The organism is Pseudomonas sp. GW821-FHT01A09 (assembly GCF_058986725.1).
Window position 1 is genome coordinate 154,153 of sequence record NZ_JBYSWB010000008.1, and the last position, 16,599, is coordinate 170,751.

Sequence of the window (16,599 nt, forward strand, 5' to 3'; positions counted from 1 at the left end):
GCGGGCAAGCCTTGCTCCCACACTGATCTAGAGTCGCACACCTGTGGGAGCAAGGCTCGCCCGCGAAGAGCCCGGCACAGCCACACCCATCTCCCACACTGATCTAGAGTCGTACACCTGTGGGAGCAGGGCTTGCCCGCGAAGAGGCCGGCACAGCAACACCCATCTCAGCTTTGATCAAGCGCACCATCACCGCTGCCAGAACGACTTCATCGCCTCTGTCCGCGCCTGCTCGGTCGACAGGCCGATATCGTGCAACTGTTCTGCTGTCAGCCCGCTCAATTGCCGGCGGGTACGGTAGCAGTGCATGAACCACTGCAAACGGCTGAATCCTTCCGGGCGCGCGGCGTTCTTGACGCGCACGCCGTGCTGCGCTGCCTGTAATTCCTGGCTCGTGAGTACGAGGCGCACATCGCTGAAGCCGCTCATTTTTCCTTCCTCCTGGGTGGTAGTGCCGTAGGAAGAAGCATGGCGCCTAGCGAATTTTCATTACAGACCCAGAAATATCTATTTACAACCATACAGAACGGCCATATTTTTCCCTGAATGGCCGATTACTGCCGCATCTGTACTGGTCTTCGTAAAAATTCTAGGAGCCGACATGACACTTTATGTCAACCTCGCCGAACTGCTGGGCGCGCGCATCGAGCAGGGCCTCTATCGCCCCGGCGATCGCCTGCCGTCAGTGCGCGCGCTGAGTGTCGAACACGGCGTCAGCCTGAGCACCGTGCAGCAGGCTTATCGGGTGCTGGAAGACAGCGGCCTGGCGGCGCCGCGGCCCAAGTCCGGCTACTTCGTCACCCAGACCCGCAGCCTGCCCGCCTTGCCTGCCACCGGCCGGCCGATGCAGCGCCCGGTGGATATCTCGCAGTGGGATCAAGTGGTCGAACTGATGCGCGCCGTGCCACGCCAGGATGTAGTGCAGCTGGGCCGCGGCATGCCCGACATCACCAGCCCTACGCTCAAGCCACTGATGCGTGCGCTCGCGCAACTGAGCCGCGACCAGGACATGCCCGGCCTGTATTACGACACCATCTACGGCACCCAGGCGCTACGCGATCAGGTGGCGCGCCTGCTGGTGGACTCCGGTTGCCGCATCAGCGCCAACGACCTGGTGATCACCACCGGCTGCCACGAAGCGCTGTCGAGCAGCATCCGCGCCGTCTGCGACCCGGGCGATATCGTCGCGGTGGATTCGCCGAGCTTCTTCGGCGCCATGCAGACGCTCAAGGGCCTGGGCATGAAGGCGCTGGAAATCCCCACCGACCCGATCACCGGCATCAGCCTCGAAGCCTTGGAGCTGGCGCTGGAGCAATGGCCGATCAAGGCCATACAGCTCACGCCCAACTGCAACAACCCGTTCGGCTACGTGATGCCCGAAGCCCGCAAGCGCGCCCTGCTGACCCTGGCGCAGCGCTTCGACGTGGCGATCATCGAGGACGATGTGTATGGCGACCTGGCATTCAGCTATCCGCGTCCGCGCACCATCAAGTCCTTCGACGAAGACGGCCGCGTGCTGCTGTGCAGCTCGTTCTCCAAATCCCTGGCCCCGGGGCTGCGCATCGGCTGGGTCGCCCCCGGGCGCTACCTGGAGCGCGTGCTGCACATGAAGTACATCGGCACCGGCAGCACCGCCACCCAGCCGCAGCTGGCCATCGCCGACTTCATCGCCGGCGGCCATTACGAGCCGCACCTGCGGCGCATGCGCAGCCAATACCAGCGCAACCGCGACATCATGATCGATTGGGTCATGCAGGCGTTCCCGGCCGGCACCCGGGTCAGCCGTCCCCAGGGCGGCTTCATGCTGTGGATCGAGCTGCCTGAACACTTCGACACCCTCAAGCTCAATCGCGACCTGATCGAGCAGAATGTGCAGATCGCCGTGGGCAGCATCTTTTCGGCCTCTGGCAAGTACCGCAACTGCCTGCGCATGAATTTCGCCTCGCGCCCCGACGCCCGTATCGAAGCCGCAGTAAAGACCGTGGGCGCCGAAGCGGGCCGGCTGCTGGCCGAAATGAACGCGAGCAGCGCATGATCCGCCGCGCAAAGATGACGGCCGTGGTACAACTTTCGTGGCCAGCCCCGGTCAGACAGGCACGCCAGTCCCTCGGTCAAGGATCACAACGTTTGAAAACCCCATGGTTCGCGCTCTTGCTGGCATGTCTGGCACTTGGTCTCGCCGGCTGCAGCAGCATCCCGAACCCGCACACGTACAGCGAGATGCTGCGCCCGGAGACCTCCAGCTTCGGCCGCTCGGTGCTGGCCGATGCCCAGGCGCATCCGGATCAGTCCGGCTTCCGCCTGCTGCCCAACAGCGGTGAGGCCTTTCGTGCCCGCGCCGAGCTGATCCGCAACGCCCAGACCAGCCTCGACCTGCAGTACTACATCGTCCACGACGGCCTCAGCACCCGCCTGCTGATCGAGGAGCTGCTCAAGGCCGCCGACCGTGGCGTGCGCGTGCGCATCCTGCTGGACGACACCACCAGCGACGGCATCGACGAGTTCATCGCCACCCTCGCCGCCCACCCGAATATCCATATCCGCCTGTTCAACCCGCTGCATCTGGGGCGCATGACCGGCACTACGCGGGCCCTGGGGCGGCTGATGAACCTGTCGCAGCAGCATCGGCGCATGCACAACAAGCTGTGGCTGGCGGACGACGCCATGGCCATCGTTGGCGGCCGCAACCTGGGCGACGAATACTTCGATGCCGAGCCCAACCTGAATTTCACCGACATCGACCTGCTCGGCGCCGGCCCGGTGGCCCGGCAACTGGGCTACAGCTTCGACCAGTACTGGAACAGCTCGCTAAGCCGGCCGATCGGCGAGCTGTACGGACGCCTGACCCGCAAGGACCTGAGTCAGGCGCGCAAGCGCCTGGATGCCGCGTTGGTCAAGTCCCGCGAGGCCAACCGTGCGCTGTATGACCAGTTGGTGAGCTACCAGGTCAGGCCGCAGATGAGCGTGTGGCGTCAGGAGATGATCTGGGCGCCCAGTCAGGTCATGTGGGATGCGCCAAGCAAGGTGCTGTCTCAGGAGCCGGACCCGCATCTGCTGCTGACCACGCAATTGCTGCCGCAGCTCGAAAGCGTCAAGCATGAGCTGATCCTGATTTCCGCTTATTTCGTGCCCGCGCAGCCGGGCCTGGTGTTCCTCACTGGCATGGCCGACTCCGGGGTCGATGTCAGCCTGCTGACCAACGCCCTGGAGGCCACCGACGTACCGGCTGTCCACGGCGGCTATGCGCCCTATCGCAAGGCGCTGCTGGAGCATGGCGTGCACTTGTATGAGTTGCGCCGCCAACCGGGTGACGATGGCCGGGTGCGTTACCGCAGCGGTTCGGAATCGAGCCTGCACAGTAAGGCGATGATCCTCGATCGGCGTATGACGTTCATCGGCTCGTTCAATTTCGATCCGCGCTCGGTGCTGTGGAATACCGAAGTGGGGGTGATGGTCGACAGCCCCGAACTGGCCGAGCACGTGCGCAAGCTCGCCTTGCAGGGCATGTCACCGGCGCTGAGCTATCACGTCAAGCTGCAGGACGAGCAGATGGTCTGGGTCACCGAAGATCACCAGCAAATGCACACGCTCAAGACCGAACCAGGAGACTGGTGGCGGCGCTTCAACGCCTGGTTCGCGAAATCCGTCGGGCTGGAGCGGATGCTTTGACAGGCCATTCCATCAAGCCGGTAACTGCAATGCTCCCTTACGCCGCGCCAGCATCACCAAGCCTGACGCGCCAGCGGCCATCAGCAACGGCAAGGCATGCCCACTGACCCACTGGCTGCCGGCGCCCGCCGCCAGCGGCCCGATCAGGCAGCCGACGCCCCACAACTGCGCGACATGGGCGTTGGCCCGCACCAGCTCGTTGTCGCGATAGCGCTCGCCGATCAGCACCAGTGACAAGGTGAACAACCCGCCGGCACTGGCCCCGAACAGCACCCACAGCGGCCAGATCAGCACCGAGTGAATCAGCACCGGTACCGCCAGGCTCGACAACATCAACGTCAGCGCGCAACCGGCGAACAGCGTGCGGCGTGACATGCGATCGGCCAAGGCACCAATCGGCAACTGCAACAGCGCATCGCCCACCACCACGGCACTCACCATGTACAAGGCGATAGAGGCTGAATAGCCCTGCTGGAGGCAGTACACCGGCAGCAGCGTCAGGATCAGCGCCTCGAAACTGGCGAACAGCGCAATGGCCCAGGCGATCACCGGCAGGCGCCGGCAAAAGCCGCCCAGATCGCGAAACGTGACCCGCGCCGACTGTGCGCTGGGTGCACCGTCGCGGCCCAGTAGCAGCAAGGGCGCCGCGACCAGCAAACCAGCGCCGACCCAGAAGCCATAATCCCGATCCGTGCCCAACGCCCCTAGCAGCAACGGCCCGCACAGCTGACTCAGGGCGTAACTGCTGCCATACAGCGCCACCAGCCGGCCACGCCACTGCTCGACCACCAGTTGATTGATCCAGCTTTCACCGAGGATGAAGACGATGGTGAGGACGCTGCCGATCAGCAGCCGCAGGACCACCCACAGGGCGTAGCTGGGCAGCAGCGCCAGCAAACCCACCGACAGCGCGCCGCTCCACAGGCACCAGCGCATCAACCGCGCGGTGCCCAGCCTGGAGGCGAACCGACTGGCCATGCCGGCGCCCATCAGCACGCCGATCGCCGGCATCGCCGCCATCACGCCGATCGCGAAGGCGCCATAGCCCCAGGCCTCGAGGCGCAACGACACCAACGGCATGCTGACCCCCAGCGCCAGCCCCACACTGAGGACGGACGCGAGGACGGCGAAATAGGTGCCCCAACGCATTGGTAACGCTCCAGAAAGCGAATCGTCCCTGCCCCCGTGCGCGTTGGCTCGGCCCGCGCCCACAGGGGATGTCGTGATGCCTACAACTTGATCCAGGTCGATTTCAGCTCGGTGTATTTGTCGAAGGCATGCAGCGACTTGTCACGCCCGTTGCCCGACTGCTTGAAGCCACCGAATGGCGCGGTCATGTCGCCGCCGTCGTACTGGTTGACCCACACACTGCCGGCACGCAGCGCCTTGGCGGTCAGGTGCGCGCGGGAAATGTTGGCCGTCCACACTGCGGCGGCCAGCCCATATTGGGTGTCGTTGGCGATGGCGATGGCTTCTTCGTCGCTGTCGAAAGTAATCACCGACAGCACCGGTCCGAAGATCTCTTCCTGGGCGATGCGCATGGCGTTGGTCACGCCGTCGAAGATCGTCGGCTCGACATAGGTGCCGCCCGACTCCTGCAAGGTGCGCTTGCCGCCCGCGACCAGCTTGGCGCCATCGCTGTGACCGGCTTCGATGTAAGACAGCACGGTGTTCATCTGTTGGGTGTCCACCAGCGCGCCGACATTGGTGGCCGGATCCAGCGGGTTGCCCGGCACCCAGCCCTTGAGGGCTTCGATCACCAGTGGCAGGAATCTGTCCTTGATCGAGCGCTCCACCAGCAGGCGTGAACCGGCGGTGCAGACTTCGCCCTGATTGAAGGCGATGGCGCTGGCGGCCGATTCAGCGGCAGCTTGCAGGTCCGGCGCGTCGGCGAAAACGATGTTCGGACTCTTGCCGCCGGCTTCCAGCCACACGCGCTTCATGTTCGACTCGCCGGCGTAGACCATCAGTTGCCGGGCGATCCTGGTCGAGCCGGTGAACACCACGGTGTCGACATCCATGTGCAGCGCCAGGGCCTTGCCGACGGTGTGGCCGTAGCCTGGCAGCACGTTGAGGACGCCCGCGGGGATGCCGGCCTCCACTGCCAGCGCAGCGATGCGAATGGCGGTGAGCGGGGATTTTTCCGACGGCTTGAGGATCACCGAGTTACCGGTGGACAACGCCGGGCCGAGCTTCCAGCAGGCCATCATCAGCGGGAAGTTCCACGGCACGATGGCCGCCACCACGCCGACCGGCTCGCGCGTCACCAGGCCCAACTGGTCGTGGGGCGTGGCGGCCACCTCGTCATAGATCTTGTCGATGGCTTCGCCGCTCCAGCGCAGCGCATTGGCGGCGCCGGGGATGTCGATGCCGAACGAGTCGCTGATCGGCTTGCCCATGTCCAGGGTTTCGAGCAGGGCCAGCTCTTCGGCGTGCTGCTTGAGCAAGTCGGCGAAGCGAATCATGACGGTCTTGCGCTTGGCCGGCGCAAGGCGCGACCAGCTCCCGGCGGCAAAGGTGGCGCGGGCATTGGCCACGGCCAGCTCGGCGTCCGCCGCATCGGTGCTGGCGACGGTGGTCAGCAATCGGCCGTCGATCGGGCTGATGCACTCGAAGGTCGCCTTGGACACCGCGTCGGTGTACTGGCCGTTGATGAACGCGCGACCTTCGATTTTCAGCTGCTGGGCCTTTTGCTCCCAGTCAGCGCGTGTCAGGGTGGTCATTACGAATCTCCTTCGAGGGTGGACATCAAGCCCGAGCGCCACGCGGCGTACGGATGATTGAAAGGGCCGCAGGCCTTGATCGCTCCCACAGCGTCAGCCACCCTAAACCACCGGCACCGGCATTTTCAATATATTTGACAGATCAGGGTCAAAGCCCCGGCCATGTGCGTTTTATCAAACAATCCACCCCATCAGACACGGAGCGCCTGCGATGAGCATCGAGCAGATCGTCGATTTCGGCATCAACACCCCACCCGCCCAGCGCTATAGCCCGGCTGCGGAAAAAGTCCTCAAGGGCCAGCCCGAGCAGGCGGTGTACGAACACTACAACAGCCCCTGCGGGCAATTCGGCGCGGGCGTGTGGGAAGGCGCGCTGGGCCAGTGGTCGGTCAACTATACCGAGCACGAGTATTGCGAAATCGTTCAGGGCGTCTCCGTGCTTCGCGACCTCGACGGCCAGGCCAAGACCGTACGGGCCGGCGATCGCTTCGTGATTCCGGCAGGCTTTCGCGGCACCTGGGAGGTGCTGGAGGCATGCCGCAAGATCTACGTGGTGTTCGAGCAGAGGTAACGCTGGCGCGGTGAATATCTAATGCGTGCGGGCAGCAGGCGAAGTTCAGGATTGCGTCGGTGTCCAGCCGGACACCATCGACTCTTTGCCAGGAGGCATCCCATGAGCATCACTATTACGCCGCACTACACCGACGAAGAAATCCTCAAGATGATCAGCGATGTGATCGGCCAGCCCTACACCGAAGCCGTCCGCGCGGACGTCGAGGCTCGAACCTTGCGTCCGACCCGCGGCTATGGCCCTGGCCATATATGCACCAAAGACCGGCGCCTACAGCGTATCAACCTGGTCGTCGAAGAGGAGCAGGTGATCCTGCGCATCCAATTCGGTTGATCGACACGCCATAAAAAAGGCCCGTATCGCGAGATACGGGCCTTTTTTTGCAAGCCAAAATCAATTACTTGATTTTGCCTTCCTTGTAGATCACGTGCTTACGGGCAACCGGATCAAATTTCTTGATCTCGATTTTGTCCGGAGTAGTACGCTTGTTCTTGTCGGTAGTGTAGAAGTGACCAGTACCGGCAGAAGAGATCAAACGAATCAATTCACGCATGATTTTGCTCCTTAGACCTTGGCGCCAGCAGCGCGGATTTCGACCAGAACGACATCAATGCCGCGCTTGTCGATGATACGCATGCCTTTGGCGGATACGCGCAGACGCACGAAACGCTTCTCGGACTCGACCCAAAAGCGATGATGCTGCAGGTTCGGCAGGAAACGACGACGGGTTTTGTTGTTTGCGTGGGAAATGTTATTCCCAGTTACCGGACCCTTACCGGTAACTTGACAGACTCTCGACATGCCTCAGCCCTCTAAAACCACATGCCCAACCCGGCATGGGTTGGCCGCTTAATCTCTCAATCATGGCGCCAGGCGCCGTGTTTCTTCAGGGTCTTATCAGCCCCGCCTTGAAGGCAGACGAACCGGGCCCTAGAAAAGAGCGCTGCTTTATACCAGAAAGACTTGGGTGCAACAACAGTAATCCCTGTAATCCCCAAATTCATCTGGCGCACAAACCCGGATCAGCACTGGCTGGCGGGCCTGCACGGCAAAGACCGCTCGTCGCGCAAATCTGCAAATTTGCATAGCCAATTGCTGCGCAGCGCACTAGGGTAGCCGTTTCCAGACTGCCCGAGCAGATGGTTCCTCAAACCGCCAAAGGAATGAATCCATGCGTCTTGCGCTGCTGCCACTGCTGTTTGCTTCGCTGTGCGCCCCCGTTCTGGCTCAGGCCGCGCCGTTGAGCGTGTGCACCGAGGCCAGCCCCGAGGGCTTCGACGTCGTCCAGTATAACTCGCTGACCACCACCAATGCTTCCGCCGATGTGCTGATGAACAGCCTGGTGGGCTACGACGCGACGGCCGGCAAGGTCGTCCCCAGCCTGGCGGATAGCTGGCAAGTGTCTGCGGACGGCCTGACCTATACCTTCAAGCTGCACCCGGGCGTCAAGTTCCACACCACCCCCTGGTTCAAGCCCAGCCGCGAACTCAGCGCCGAGGATGTGCTGTTCAGCTTCCAGCGCATGCTCGACCCCGCCAACCCATGGCACAAGGTCAACAAGAGCGGTTTCCCTCACGCGCAGTCCATGCAGCTGCCCAGCCTGATCAAGCAGATCGATGCACCGGATCCGCTGACCGTGCGCTTCACCCTCAATCACCCGGACTCGACCTTCCTCGCGACCCTGACCATGGGCTTCGCGTCGATCTACTCGGCCGAATACGCCGACCAGTTGCTCAAGGCCGGCAAGACCGACCAGCTCAACAGCCAGCCCATCGGCACCGGCCCGTTCGTGTTCGTGCGCTTCCAGAAAGACGCAGTGGTGCGCTACAAGGCCAACCCGGATTACTTCCAGGGCAAGCCCAGCGTCGATCCGCTGATCTACGCCATCACCCCGGACGCCAACGTGCGCCTGCAGAAACTCAAGGCCGGCGAATGCCAGATCGCCTTGTCGCCCAAGCCGATGGACGTGGTCGCAGCGGCGGATGACAGCAAGCTCAAGGCGCTCAAGACCGACGCCTTCATGACCGCCTTCGTCGCCATCAACAGCCAGCACCCGCCGCTGGACAAGCCCGAAGTGCGTCAGGCCATCAACCTCGCCTTCGACAAGGCCAGCTACCTCAAGGCCGTGTTCGAAGGCAGCGCGCAACCGGCCAACGGCCCGTATCCGCCTAATACCTGGAGCTACGCCAAGGACCTGCCGGGCTACGCCTACGACCCCGCCAAGGCTCGCGAACTGCTGGCCAAGGCCGGCTTCAAGGACGGCTTCAAGACCACCATCTGGACGCGTCCGTCCGGCAGCCTGCTCAACCCCAACCCTAGCCTGGGCGCGCAGATGCTCCAGGCCGACCTGGCCAAGATCGGCGTCAAGGCCGAGATCCGCGTGATCGAATGGGGTGAACTGATCGGCCGCGCCAAGGCCGGCGAGCACGATCTGCTGTTCATGGGCTGGGCCGGCGACAATGGCGACCCGGACAACTTCCTGACCCCGCAGTTTTCCTGTGCGGCGGTGCAATCCGGGACCAACTTCGCACGCTATTGCGACAAGACGCTGGACGCCCTGATCACCGACGGCAAGGCTGCCAGCGATCAAGCCAAGCGCAGCAAGCTGTATCACCAGGCCCAGGCGCAGATCCAGCAGCAGGCCCTGTGGGTACCCTTGGCGCACCCGAGCGCGACCGTACTGACCCGCACCGACGTCAAGGGCTACAGCCCCAGCCCGTTCGGGCGTCAGGACTTCGCCAAGGTCAGCGTCGGCCCGTAGCGGGATCGGCTGAATCTCGGCTGCCCCCTTCGCGGGCAGAACCCGCTTCCCCAGGTGTCGCCAGGGGCGTGGGCTCTACCCGTGAACGGGGCATGTCCCTACATCCAGCCGTACTCGACCATCGACAACGGCTCGCCCTCACCAATGATGATGTGATCCAGCACCTGCACCTCGATCAGCCCCAGCGCCTGCTTCAAACGATGAGTCAGTTCGCGATCGGCCTGGCTGGGGCGGGTGACGCCGGAAGGATGGTTGTGGCACAGGATCACCGCTGCCGCATTGTTGGCCAAGGCGCGCTTGACCACCTGGCGCGGGTACACGCTGGCGCTGTTGATGGAGCCGGTGAAGAGCTTTTCGAACACCAGCACCTTGTGCTTGCTGTCCAGAAACAGACAACCGAACACTTCATGGGGCTCGTCGCGCAACATCGACTTGAGGTATTCGCGGACCGCCCTGGGCCCCTCCAGCGCCGACTCGCGGATCAGGTCTTCAGCCAGGTGACGGCGGCCCATTTCCAGCACCGCCTGCAACTGCGCGTATTTGGCCGGCCCCAGCCCCAGGGCCTCGCTGAAATGCTCGCGATCGGCCGAGAGCAGCGCGCGCAGACCGCCAAATTGATTGAGTAGATGACGCGCGAGGTCGACGGCGCTTTTGCCGGTGACGCCGGTACGCAGGAAGATCGCCAGCAATTCGGCATCCGACAGCGCCGCCGAGCCCATCGCCAAGAGTTTTTCCCGCGGACGCTCGGTCGCAGGCCAGTCTTTGATACTCATGTCACGTTCCTTGTGTGAGTGTGCTTGTGTCGTCGAGCGCCGCTGTTCCCTGACGGGCGCTGTGATATCTTAGCGCAACTTTTTTGCGCGGCGATCCGGCCTGGGGAGGCGTCGTCGCCGTCGCGTCATTTCTGGATCAAAAGGCAGGCCTATGCAGCGGCTGTATCGCAAACGCATCGTTCTCGGGGTTGGCGGCGGCATCGCGGCCTACAAGAGCGCCGAGCTGGTGCGGCGTCTCCTTGAGCACGGCGCCGAAGTGCGCGTGGTCATGACCCGCGGCGGCGCCGAGTTCATTACCCCGCTGACGCTCCAGGCGCTGTCCGGCCACCCCGTGCATCTGGACCTCCTCGACCCGGCCGCCGAGGCCGCCATGGGCCATATCGAGCTGGCCAAATGGGCCGACCTGATCCTCATCGCCCCCGCCACCGCCGACCTGATCGCGCGCCTGGCTCAAGGCATGGGCGACGACCTGCTGACCACTCTGGTGTTGGCTACCGACGCCACCGTGGCCTTGGCGCCAGCGATGAACCAGGCCATGTGGCGCGATCCGGCCACCCAGGCCAACCTGCAGCTGCTGCAGAGCCGCGAGTTCAAGGTGTTCGGCCCCGCGGCCGGCAGTCAGGCGTGCGGCGATATCGGCCTGGGCCGCATGCTCGAACCTACCGAGCTGGCGCTGTGCGCCGCCGAATGCTTCCAGCGCCAGTCGCTGACCGGCAAGCATGTGGTGATCACCGCCGGGCCAACTCAGGAAAACATCGACCCGGTGCGCTACATCACCAACCACAGCTCCGGCAAGATGGGCTTCGCCCTCGCCGAGGCCGCCGTCGAGGCCGGCGCCAAGGTCACGCTGATCACCGGGCCAGTGCACCTGCCGACGCCGGATCGGGTGTCGCGCATCGACGTGGTCAGCGCCCGCGACATGCTCGCGGCCTGCGAAGCGGCCATGCCTTGTGACATTTTCATCGCGTCTGCCGCCGTCGCCGACTACCGCCCGGAAGTGGTCGCCCCGCAAAAGCTCAAGAAAGACCCGACCAAGGGCGATGGCCTGCTGCTGCAGATGGTCCGCAACCCGGATATCCTCGCCACCATCGCCACACGCCCCGATCGCCCGTTCAGCGTCGGCTTCGCCGCCGAGACCGAACACCTGCTCGACTATGCTGCACGCAAGCTCAAGGACAAGAACCTCGACCTGATCGTCGCCAATGACGTGGCCAATCCCAGCATCGGCTTCAACAGCGAAGAAAACGCCTGCAGCGTGATCGATCGCCAGCTTCACGAAACACTGTTCGCCCAAACCAGCAAGGGCAAGATCGCCCGCCAACTGGTCGCTTTCATCGCCGTCCGTATTCATCAGGTTTAACCCCATGCACGCTCTGCAAGCCAAGATTCTCGATCCACGCATCGGCAGCGAATTCCCGCTGCCGCAGTACGCCACGCCTGGCTCCGCCGGCCTCGACCTGCGCGCCATGCTCAAGCAGGACACCGTGCTGGAGCCGGGCCAGACCCTGCTCATCCCGACCGGGCTGTCGGTGTACATCGGCGACCCCGGGCTGGCGGCGCTGATCCTGCCGCGCTCCGGCCTGGGCCACAAACATGGCATCGTGCTGGGCAACCTCGTGGGCCTGATCGACTCCGACTACCAGGGCGAGCTGATGGTCTCGTGCTGGAACCGCGGGCAAACGACGTTCAATATCGCCGTAGGCGAACGCATCGCCCAACTGGTGCTGGTCCCGGTGGTGCAGGCGCACTTCGAGCTGGTCGAGACCTTTGACGAAAGCCAGCGTGGCGCCGGTGGGTTCGGGCACTCGGGAAGCCACTGAGCCAAGGCCACTACGCACCAGCAGCGCCCCAGGTCGATTTTTGCGGAGATGTTATGTGAAAGGCTTCACGCGCAGCGCCAAATCACCGATAGCCGCGCCTGACGACAGTCAGGCCAAGGCCGCCAAGACCCCCTTTGACCTGGTACGCCCGGCCCTGTTGCTGGGCATCGCCGGCCTGTTGGTGGCGGCGGCGCTGGCCTGGGCCAGCCGGTCCGAGCAACCTTCGCAAACCTATCTGGACGCGATCTCTCGCACCGCAGCCGCCGCGGCGGCCGCCAGCTTCGAGCGTACCTCGGCGCAACTCGAGACCCGCACAGCGACTGCAGCCCAGGATGCCGCGCTGATCGACGCAGTGCAGCGCCAGGACCAAACCGCACTGCGCGCCGCCGAAACCCGGCTGATGAGCTGGGGGCGCGCCGTGGACGTGCAGGTCAACCTGCGCAAGCAGGCTCAGCTCGATGATAATCGCCCCGCCCCCATGAACTACGCCGGGCTGGACATGCTCAACCAGGCCGAAGTCGGCACTGCGCCGCCGCTGGAGGCACACCGGGTCGGCCAGCGCTGGATCGTCTACAGCGTCGCCCCGATCCGCGCCGTCGCCGGCCAGCAAGTGCTGGGCACGCTGCTGATCGCGGTGGACCTGCAACAACTGCTCGACCCTCTGATCCAGGACCTGCCCAAGCCCGATGACCCGCGACAGCCCGGCGAATTTCGCCTGTCTCAGCGTTTCGGCCAGGAGCCGGCACAGGTCTTGTTCCAGACCGGCATCGCCAGCTCGAGCACCCGCTACCCGATCGCCAGCGGCTCACGCAATTGGACGCTGGAGTTCACCCCAGGCCCTAGCTTCCAGTACCAGACACCCTGGCTCTCCCTCGGCGTGGCAGGGATCGCCCTGCTGATCGCCATCGCCGCGCTGTGGGCCGCCCTGACCCTCACCTGCAAGCGCCTGCGTGCGCAAGTCGAGTCCGATGCCAGGCAGCTGTCGCAGATGCTGCAAGAGCTCTCCGGCGGCAAGGCAGTCAAATCCTTCAGCCTCAGCCTGTCGGAGCTCAACGGCCTGGCTCAGAGCCTGGCGCGCTTCTCGTTACGAGACAAACCCGCGCCCGTGGGCAAGAAGCCCACCGAACTACCGGACAGCCCCGCGCCCGCCTGGCTCGACCCAACCTTCAAGGACAGCGACATTCTCGACATCGACATCCTCGAACCCGATCAGCCCGAACCAAAGCCAGAGCCAGCGCCGGGCGGCGCAGCCCCGGCCAGCGAGCTACCGCCGGCCCTGCCCCTGAGCATCTTCCGGGCATACGACATCCGCGGCGTGGTGGGCAAAAACCTGACCGCCGAAACCGCCTACTGGATCGGCCGCGCGGTCGGCGCCCAGAGCCTCGCGCTCGACGAAGCCAACGTCTGCGTCGGCCGCGACGGGCGCCTGTCCGGGCCGATGCTGGTGCAGCAACTGATTCAAGGCCTGCACGACAGCGGCTGCCACGTCACCGATGTCGGCCTGGTACCGACGCCGGCGCTGTATTACGCGGCCAACGTGCTTGAAGGCAAATCGGCGGTAATGCTCACCGGCAGCCACAACCCGGCCGACTACAACGGCTTCAAGATCGTCATCGCCGGCGACACCCTGGCCAACGATCAGATCCTCGCGCTGCACACGCGCATCCGCATCAACGCCTTGCCTCAGGGCCAGGGCAGCGTCACTCAGGTCGACATCCTGCCGCGCTACTTCGAGACCATCGCCAAGGACATCGTCGTCGCGCGGCGCCTCAAGGTGGTGGTCGATTGCGGCAATGGCGCGGCCGCAGTGATCGCCCCGCAGCTGATCGAGGCCCTGGGCTGCGAAGTGATTCCGCTGTTCTGCGAAGTCGACGGCCACTTCCCCAACCACCACCCGGACCCGGGCAAGCCCGAGAACCTCGCCGACCTGATCGCCAAGGTGCGCGAGACCGGTGCCGATGTCGGCCTGGCCTTCGATGGCGATGGCGACCGCGTCGGCGTGGTCACCAATGCCGGCACTATCATCTATCCCGACCGACTGCTGATGCTGTTCGCCAAGGACGTGCTGTCGCGCAACCCCGGCGCCGATATCATCTTCGACGTCAAATGCACCCGCCGCCTGACGCCGCTGATCAAGGAACATGGCGGCCGCCCGGTGATGTGGAAAACCGGACACTCGTTGATCAAGAAGCAGATGAAACTCAACGGTGCCCTGCTGGCCGGGGAAATGAGCGGACACATCTTCTTCAAGGAGCGCTGGTTCGGCTTCGACGACGGCCTTTACGCCGCTGCACGCCTGCTGGAGATCCTCGGTCAGGCGAAATCCACTGCCGAGGCGCTGTTCGCTGCCTTCCCGGACGATATTTCCACCCCTGAAATCAACATCGATGTGACCGATGAGGGTAAATTCAGCATCATTGATGCGCTGCAACGCGACGCGCAATGGGGCGACGCCAACCTGACCACCCTCGACGGGGTGCGGGTCGACTATCCTCGCGGTTGGGGGCTGGTGCGTGCATCCAATACCACGCCCGTGCTGGTGTTGCGCTTCGAGGCCGAAGATCAGGCTGAACTCGAGCGCATCCAGGACGTCTTCCGCATGCAGCTGCACCATGTCGCACCCGACTTGATACTCCCCTTCTGACCCCTGGAGCCCCGCATGACCCTCGAACGTGATGCCGCCACCAATGTCGCCAAGGTTTTGTCCGAAGCGCTGCCCTACATCCGCCGTTTCGTCGGCAAGACGCTGGTGATCAAGTACGGCGGCAACGCTATGGAGAGCGAAGAGCTCAAGACCGGCTTCGCCCGCGACATCGTGCTGATGAAGGCGGTCGGCATCAACCCGGTGGTGGTGCACGGCGGCGGCCCGCAGATCGGCGATCTGCTCAAGCGCCTGTCCATCGAGAGCCACTTCATCGACGGCATGCGCGTGACCGATGCGCAGACCATGGACGTGGTGGAAATGGTCCTGGGCGGTCAGGTCAACAAGGACATCGTCAACCTGATCAACCGCCACGGCGGCAGCGCCATCGGCCTGACCGGCAAGGACGCCGAGCTGATCCGCGCGAAAAAGCTCACCGTGAGCCGGCAGACGCCCGAGATGACCAAGCCGGAAATCATCGATATCGGCCATGTGGGTGAAGTGGTCGGGGTCAATACCGATCTGCTGAACATGCTGGTGGCCGGCGATTTCATCCCGGTGATCGCGCCCATCGGCGTGGGCTCCGAAGGCGAGTCCTACAACATCAACGCCGACCTGGTGGCCGGCAAGGTGGCCGAAGCGCTGAAGGCTGAAAAGCTGATGCTGCTGACCAACATCGCGGGCTTGATGGACAAGGAAGGCACGGTGCTGACCGGCCTGACCACCGAACAGGTCAACGGCCTGATCGCCGATGGCACTATCTACGGCGGCATGCTGCCGAAGATCAAATGCGCTCTGGATGCGGTGCAGGGCGGCGTCAACAGCGCGCACATCATCGATGGCCGAGTGCCGAATGCGGTGCTGCTGGAGATCTTCACCGACATCGGTAACGGCACCATGATCAGCAATCGCAAGCGTCAGGTGCTCTGAGCCTCATCGCCGCCCCCTGTAGCGAGGGGGCTTGCCCCCGATTCGTGGTGTCAGCCACCTGTTCAGTGACTGTCAAATTTTCGGGGGCAAGCCCCCTCGCTACAGTTTATTGGCCCAGCAACTGCACCAACCGCGCGCGGTAGACCGCGTACTGCTTGTCGCTGTCGACCTTCTGCTGCTGATACTTGACCATCTGCGCATTCAGGCTGGCGCGTTCGCTGTCGATACTCTTCAACTGCTCGACGATCGACGCCTGCACGGGCTGCGAGGCGCGCTGCTGGGCGGCGGCTTGAGCCAACAGGCTGGTCTGCTGCAACTGCAGGCTGTCGAGGCTGTTCCTGGCGACTGCCAGGCGGGTATCCAGCTCGCTCTGCTCGCGCATGTGGCCGTGATCCAGCTCCTGCAGGCTCGGATACAGATGCAGCAACTGGGCGTCGGCGTCGGCCTGGGCCTTGAGCGCATCCTGGCGTTTGATTTCCTCGGCCGTGGGCGCCGGAGGGACCGTCTGGATGACCCGCCCCTGCTGATTGAGAACCTGGTAACCCTTGGCCACGTACTCCGGCGGCACTCCCTGGGTGTCGAGCACGGTGACGCCGCGGCTGTCGACATACCGGTACAGCTGGATAGTCGGCTTGTCCGCAGCCCAGGCGCACGAAGTCGCCAGGGGCGCGAGCAGCAGCAAAGCCCTCAAGGCGCGGGGCACAGGCACGG

At 64.0% G+C, this 16,599-nt stretch carries 16 protein-coding genes; 9 read left to right on the top strand and 7 right to left on the bottom strand.

Translation table 11 applies throughout. The features are described from left to right. Nucleotides 1–189 precede the first annotated feature (189 nt). A complete protein-coding gene (locus AC3WJP_RS12025; RefSeq protein ID WP_493721465.1) occupies nt 190–429 on the bottom strand; it encodes a DUF1127 domain-containing protein in 240 nt (79 codons plus the stop codon). 172 nt (nt 430–601) lie between these two features. Between AC3WJP_RS12025 and AC3WJP_RS12030 the strand changes: the two genes are divergently transcribed. Together AC3WJP_RS12030 and AC3WJP_RS12035 are read left to right on the top strand one after the other, a co-directional pair. After that, nucleotides 602–2,035, top strand: a complete 1,434-nt coding sequence (locus AC3WJP_RS12030) for an aminotransferase-like domain-containing protein (RefSeq protein WP_493721464.1) — start codon at nt 602–604, stop codon at nt 2,033–2,035. 92 nt (nt 2,036–2,127) lie between these two features. Continuing rightward, nucleotides 2,128–3,669, top strand: a complete 1,542-nt coding sequence (locus tag AC3WJP_RS12035; RefSeq protein ID WP_493721463.1) for a phospholipase D family protein — start codon at nt 2,128–2,130, stop codon at nt 3,667–3,669. A 12-nt stretch (nt 3,670–3,681) separates the two neighbouring features. Here the strand turns inward: AC3WJP_RS12035 and AC3WJP_RS12040 are convergent, their stop codons facing one another. Together AC3WJP_RS12040 and AC3WJP_RS12045 are read right to left on the bottom strand one after the other, a co-directional pair. After that, nucleotides 3,682–4,818 (bottom strand): MFS transporter, encoded by a 1,137-nt coding sequence (locus AC3WJP_RS12040; protein ID WP_493721462.1) that lies wholly within the window; start codon nt 4,816–4,818, stop codon nt 3,682–3,684. A gap of 80 nt (nt 4,819–4,898) precedes the next feature. Then, on the bottom strand, nt 4,899–6,392 hold the full coding sequence (locus AC3WJP_RS12045) for an aldehyde dehydrogenase (RefSeq protein WP_493721461.1): 1,494 nt from the start codon (nt 6,390–6,392) through the stop codon (nt 4,899–4,901). Nucleotides 6,393–6,603: 211 nt separating this feature from the next. Here AC3WJP_RS12045 and AC3WJP_RS12050 point away from each other — a divergent pair, with 211 nt between their 5' ends. Further along, a complete protein-coding gene (locus tag AC3WJP_RS12050; protein WP_493721460.1) occupies nt 6,604–6,963 on the top strand; it encodes a cupin domain-containing protein in 360 nt (119 codons plus the stop codon). Nucleotides 6,964–7,065: 102 nt separating this feature from the next. After that, complete coding sequence (locus AC3WJP_RS12055; RefSeq protein ID WP_493721459.1) at nt 7,066–7,296, top strand: hypothetical protein; 231 nt, start codon at nt 7,066–7,068, stop codon at nt 7,294–7,296. A gap of 64 nt (nt 7,297–7,360) precedes the next feature. Here AC3WJP_RS12055 and rpmG read toward each other — a convergent pair whose 3' ends face one another. Further along, a complete protein-coding gene (gene rpmG / locus AC3WJP_RS12060; protein WP_493721458.1) occupies nt 7,361–7,516 on the bottom strand; it encodes a 50S ribosomal protein L33 in 156 nt (51 codons plus the stop codon). 11 nt (nt 7,517–7,527) lie between these two features. Beyond that, the gene (gene rpmB, locus AC3WJP_RS12065; protein WP_226503980.1) at nt 7,528–7,764 is read right to left on the bottom strand and encodes a 50S ribosomal protein L28; all 237 of its coding nucleotides are present in this window, start codon (nt 7,762–7,764) and stop codon (nt 7,528–7,530) included. Between the two features lie 370 nt (nt 7,765–8,134). Between rpmB and AC3WJP_RS12070 the strand changes: the two genes are divergently transcribed. Next, nucleotides 8,135–9,724, top strand: a complete 1,590-nt coding sequence (locus AC3WJP_RS12070) for an ABC transporter substrate-binding protein (protein ID WP_493721457.1) — start codon at nt 8,135–8,137, stop codon at nt 9,722–9,724. A 98-nt stretch (nt 9,725–9,822) separates the two neighbouring features. Here AC3WJP_RS12070 and radC read toward each other — a convergent pair whose 3' ends face one another. Next, the gene (radC, locus tag AC3WJP_RS12075) at nt 9,823–10,497 is read right to left on the bottom strand and encodes a RadC family protein (RefSeq protein ID WP_493721456.1); all 675 of its coding nucleotides are present in this window, start codon (nt 10,495–10,497) and stop codon (nt 9,823–9,825) included. A 151-nt stretch (nt 10,498–10,648) separates the two neighbouring features. Between radC and coaBC the strand changes: the two genes are divergently transcribed. The 4 genes from coaBC (at nt 10,649) to argB (ending at nt 15,888) form a co-directional block, all read left to right on the top strand. Continuing rightward, nucleotides 10,649–11,857, top strand: a complete 1,209-nt coding sequence (gene coaBC / locus AC3WJP_RS12080) for a bifunctional phosphopantothenoylcysteine decarboxylase/phosphopantothenate--cysteine ligase CoaBC (RefSeq protein ID WP_493721455.1) — start codon at nt 10,649–10,651, stop codon at nt 11,855–11,857. Nucleotides 11,858–11,861: 4 nt separating this feature from the next. After that, entirely contained in the window at nt 11,862–12,317 is a 456-nt protein-coding gene (dut, locus tag AC3WJP_RS12085) for a dUTP diphosphatase (RefSeq protein ID WP_493721454.1), read from the top strand. A gap of 1,276 nt (nt 12,318–13,593) precedes the next feature. Next, nucleotides 13,594–14,961, top strand: coding sequence for a phosphomannomutase/phosphoglucomutase (locus AC3WJP_RS12090; RefSeq protein WP_493721600.1), 1,368 nt, complete (start codon nt 13,594–13,596; stop codon nt 14,959–14,961). A gap of 15 nt (nt 14,962–14,976) precedes the next feature. Continuing rightward, nucleotides 14,977–15,888: an acetylglutamate kinase gene (gene argB, locus AC3WJP_RS12095; protein ID WP_493721453.1), complete on the top strand. Its 912-nt coding sequence runs from the start codon at nt 14,977–14,979 to the stop codon at nt 15,886–15,888. 106 nt (nt 15,889–15,994) lie between these two features. Here argB and AC3WJP_RS12100 read toward each other — a convergent pair whose 3' ends face one another. Further along, nucleotides 15,995–16,597, bottom strand: a complete 603-nt coding sequence (locus tag AC3WJP_RS12100) for a DUF4124 domain-containing protein (RefSeq protein ID WP_493721452.1) — start codon at nt 16,595–16,597, stop codon at nt 15,995–15,997. Between the last annotated feature and the right edge of the window lie 2 nt (nt 16,598–16,599).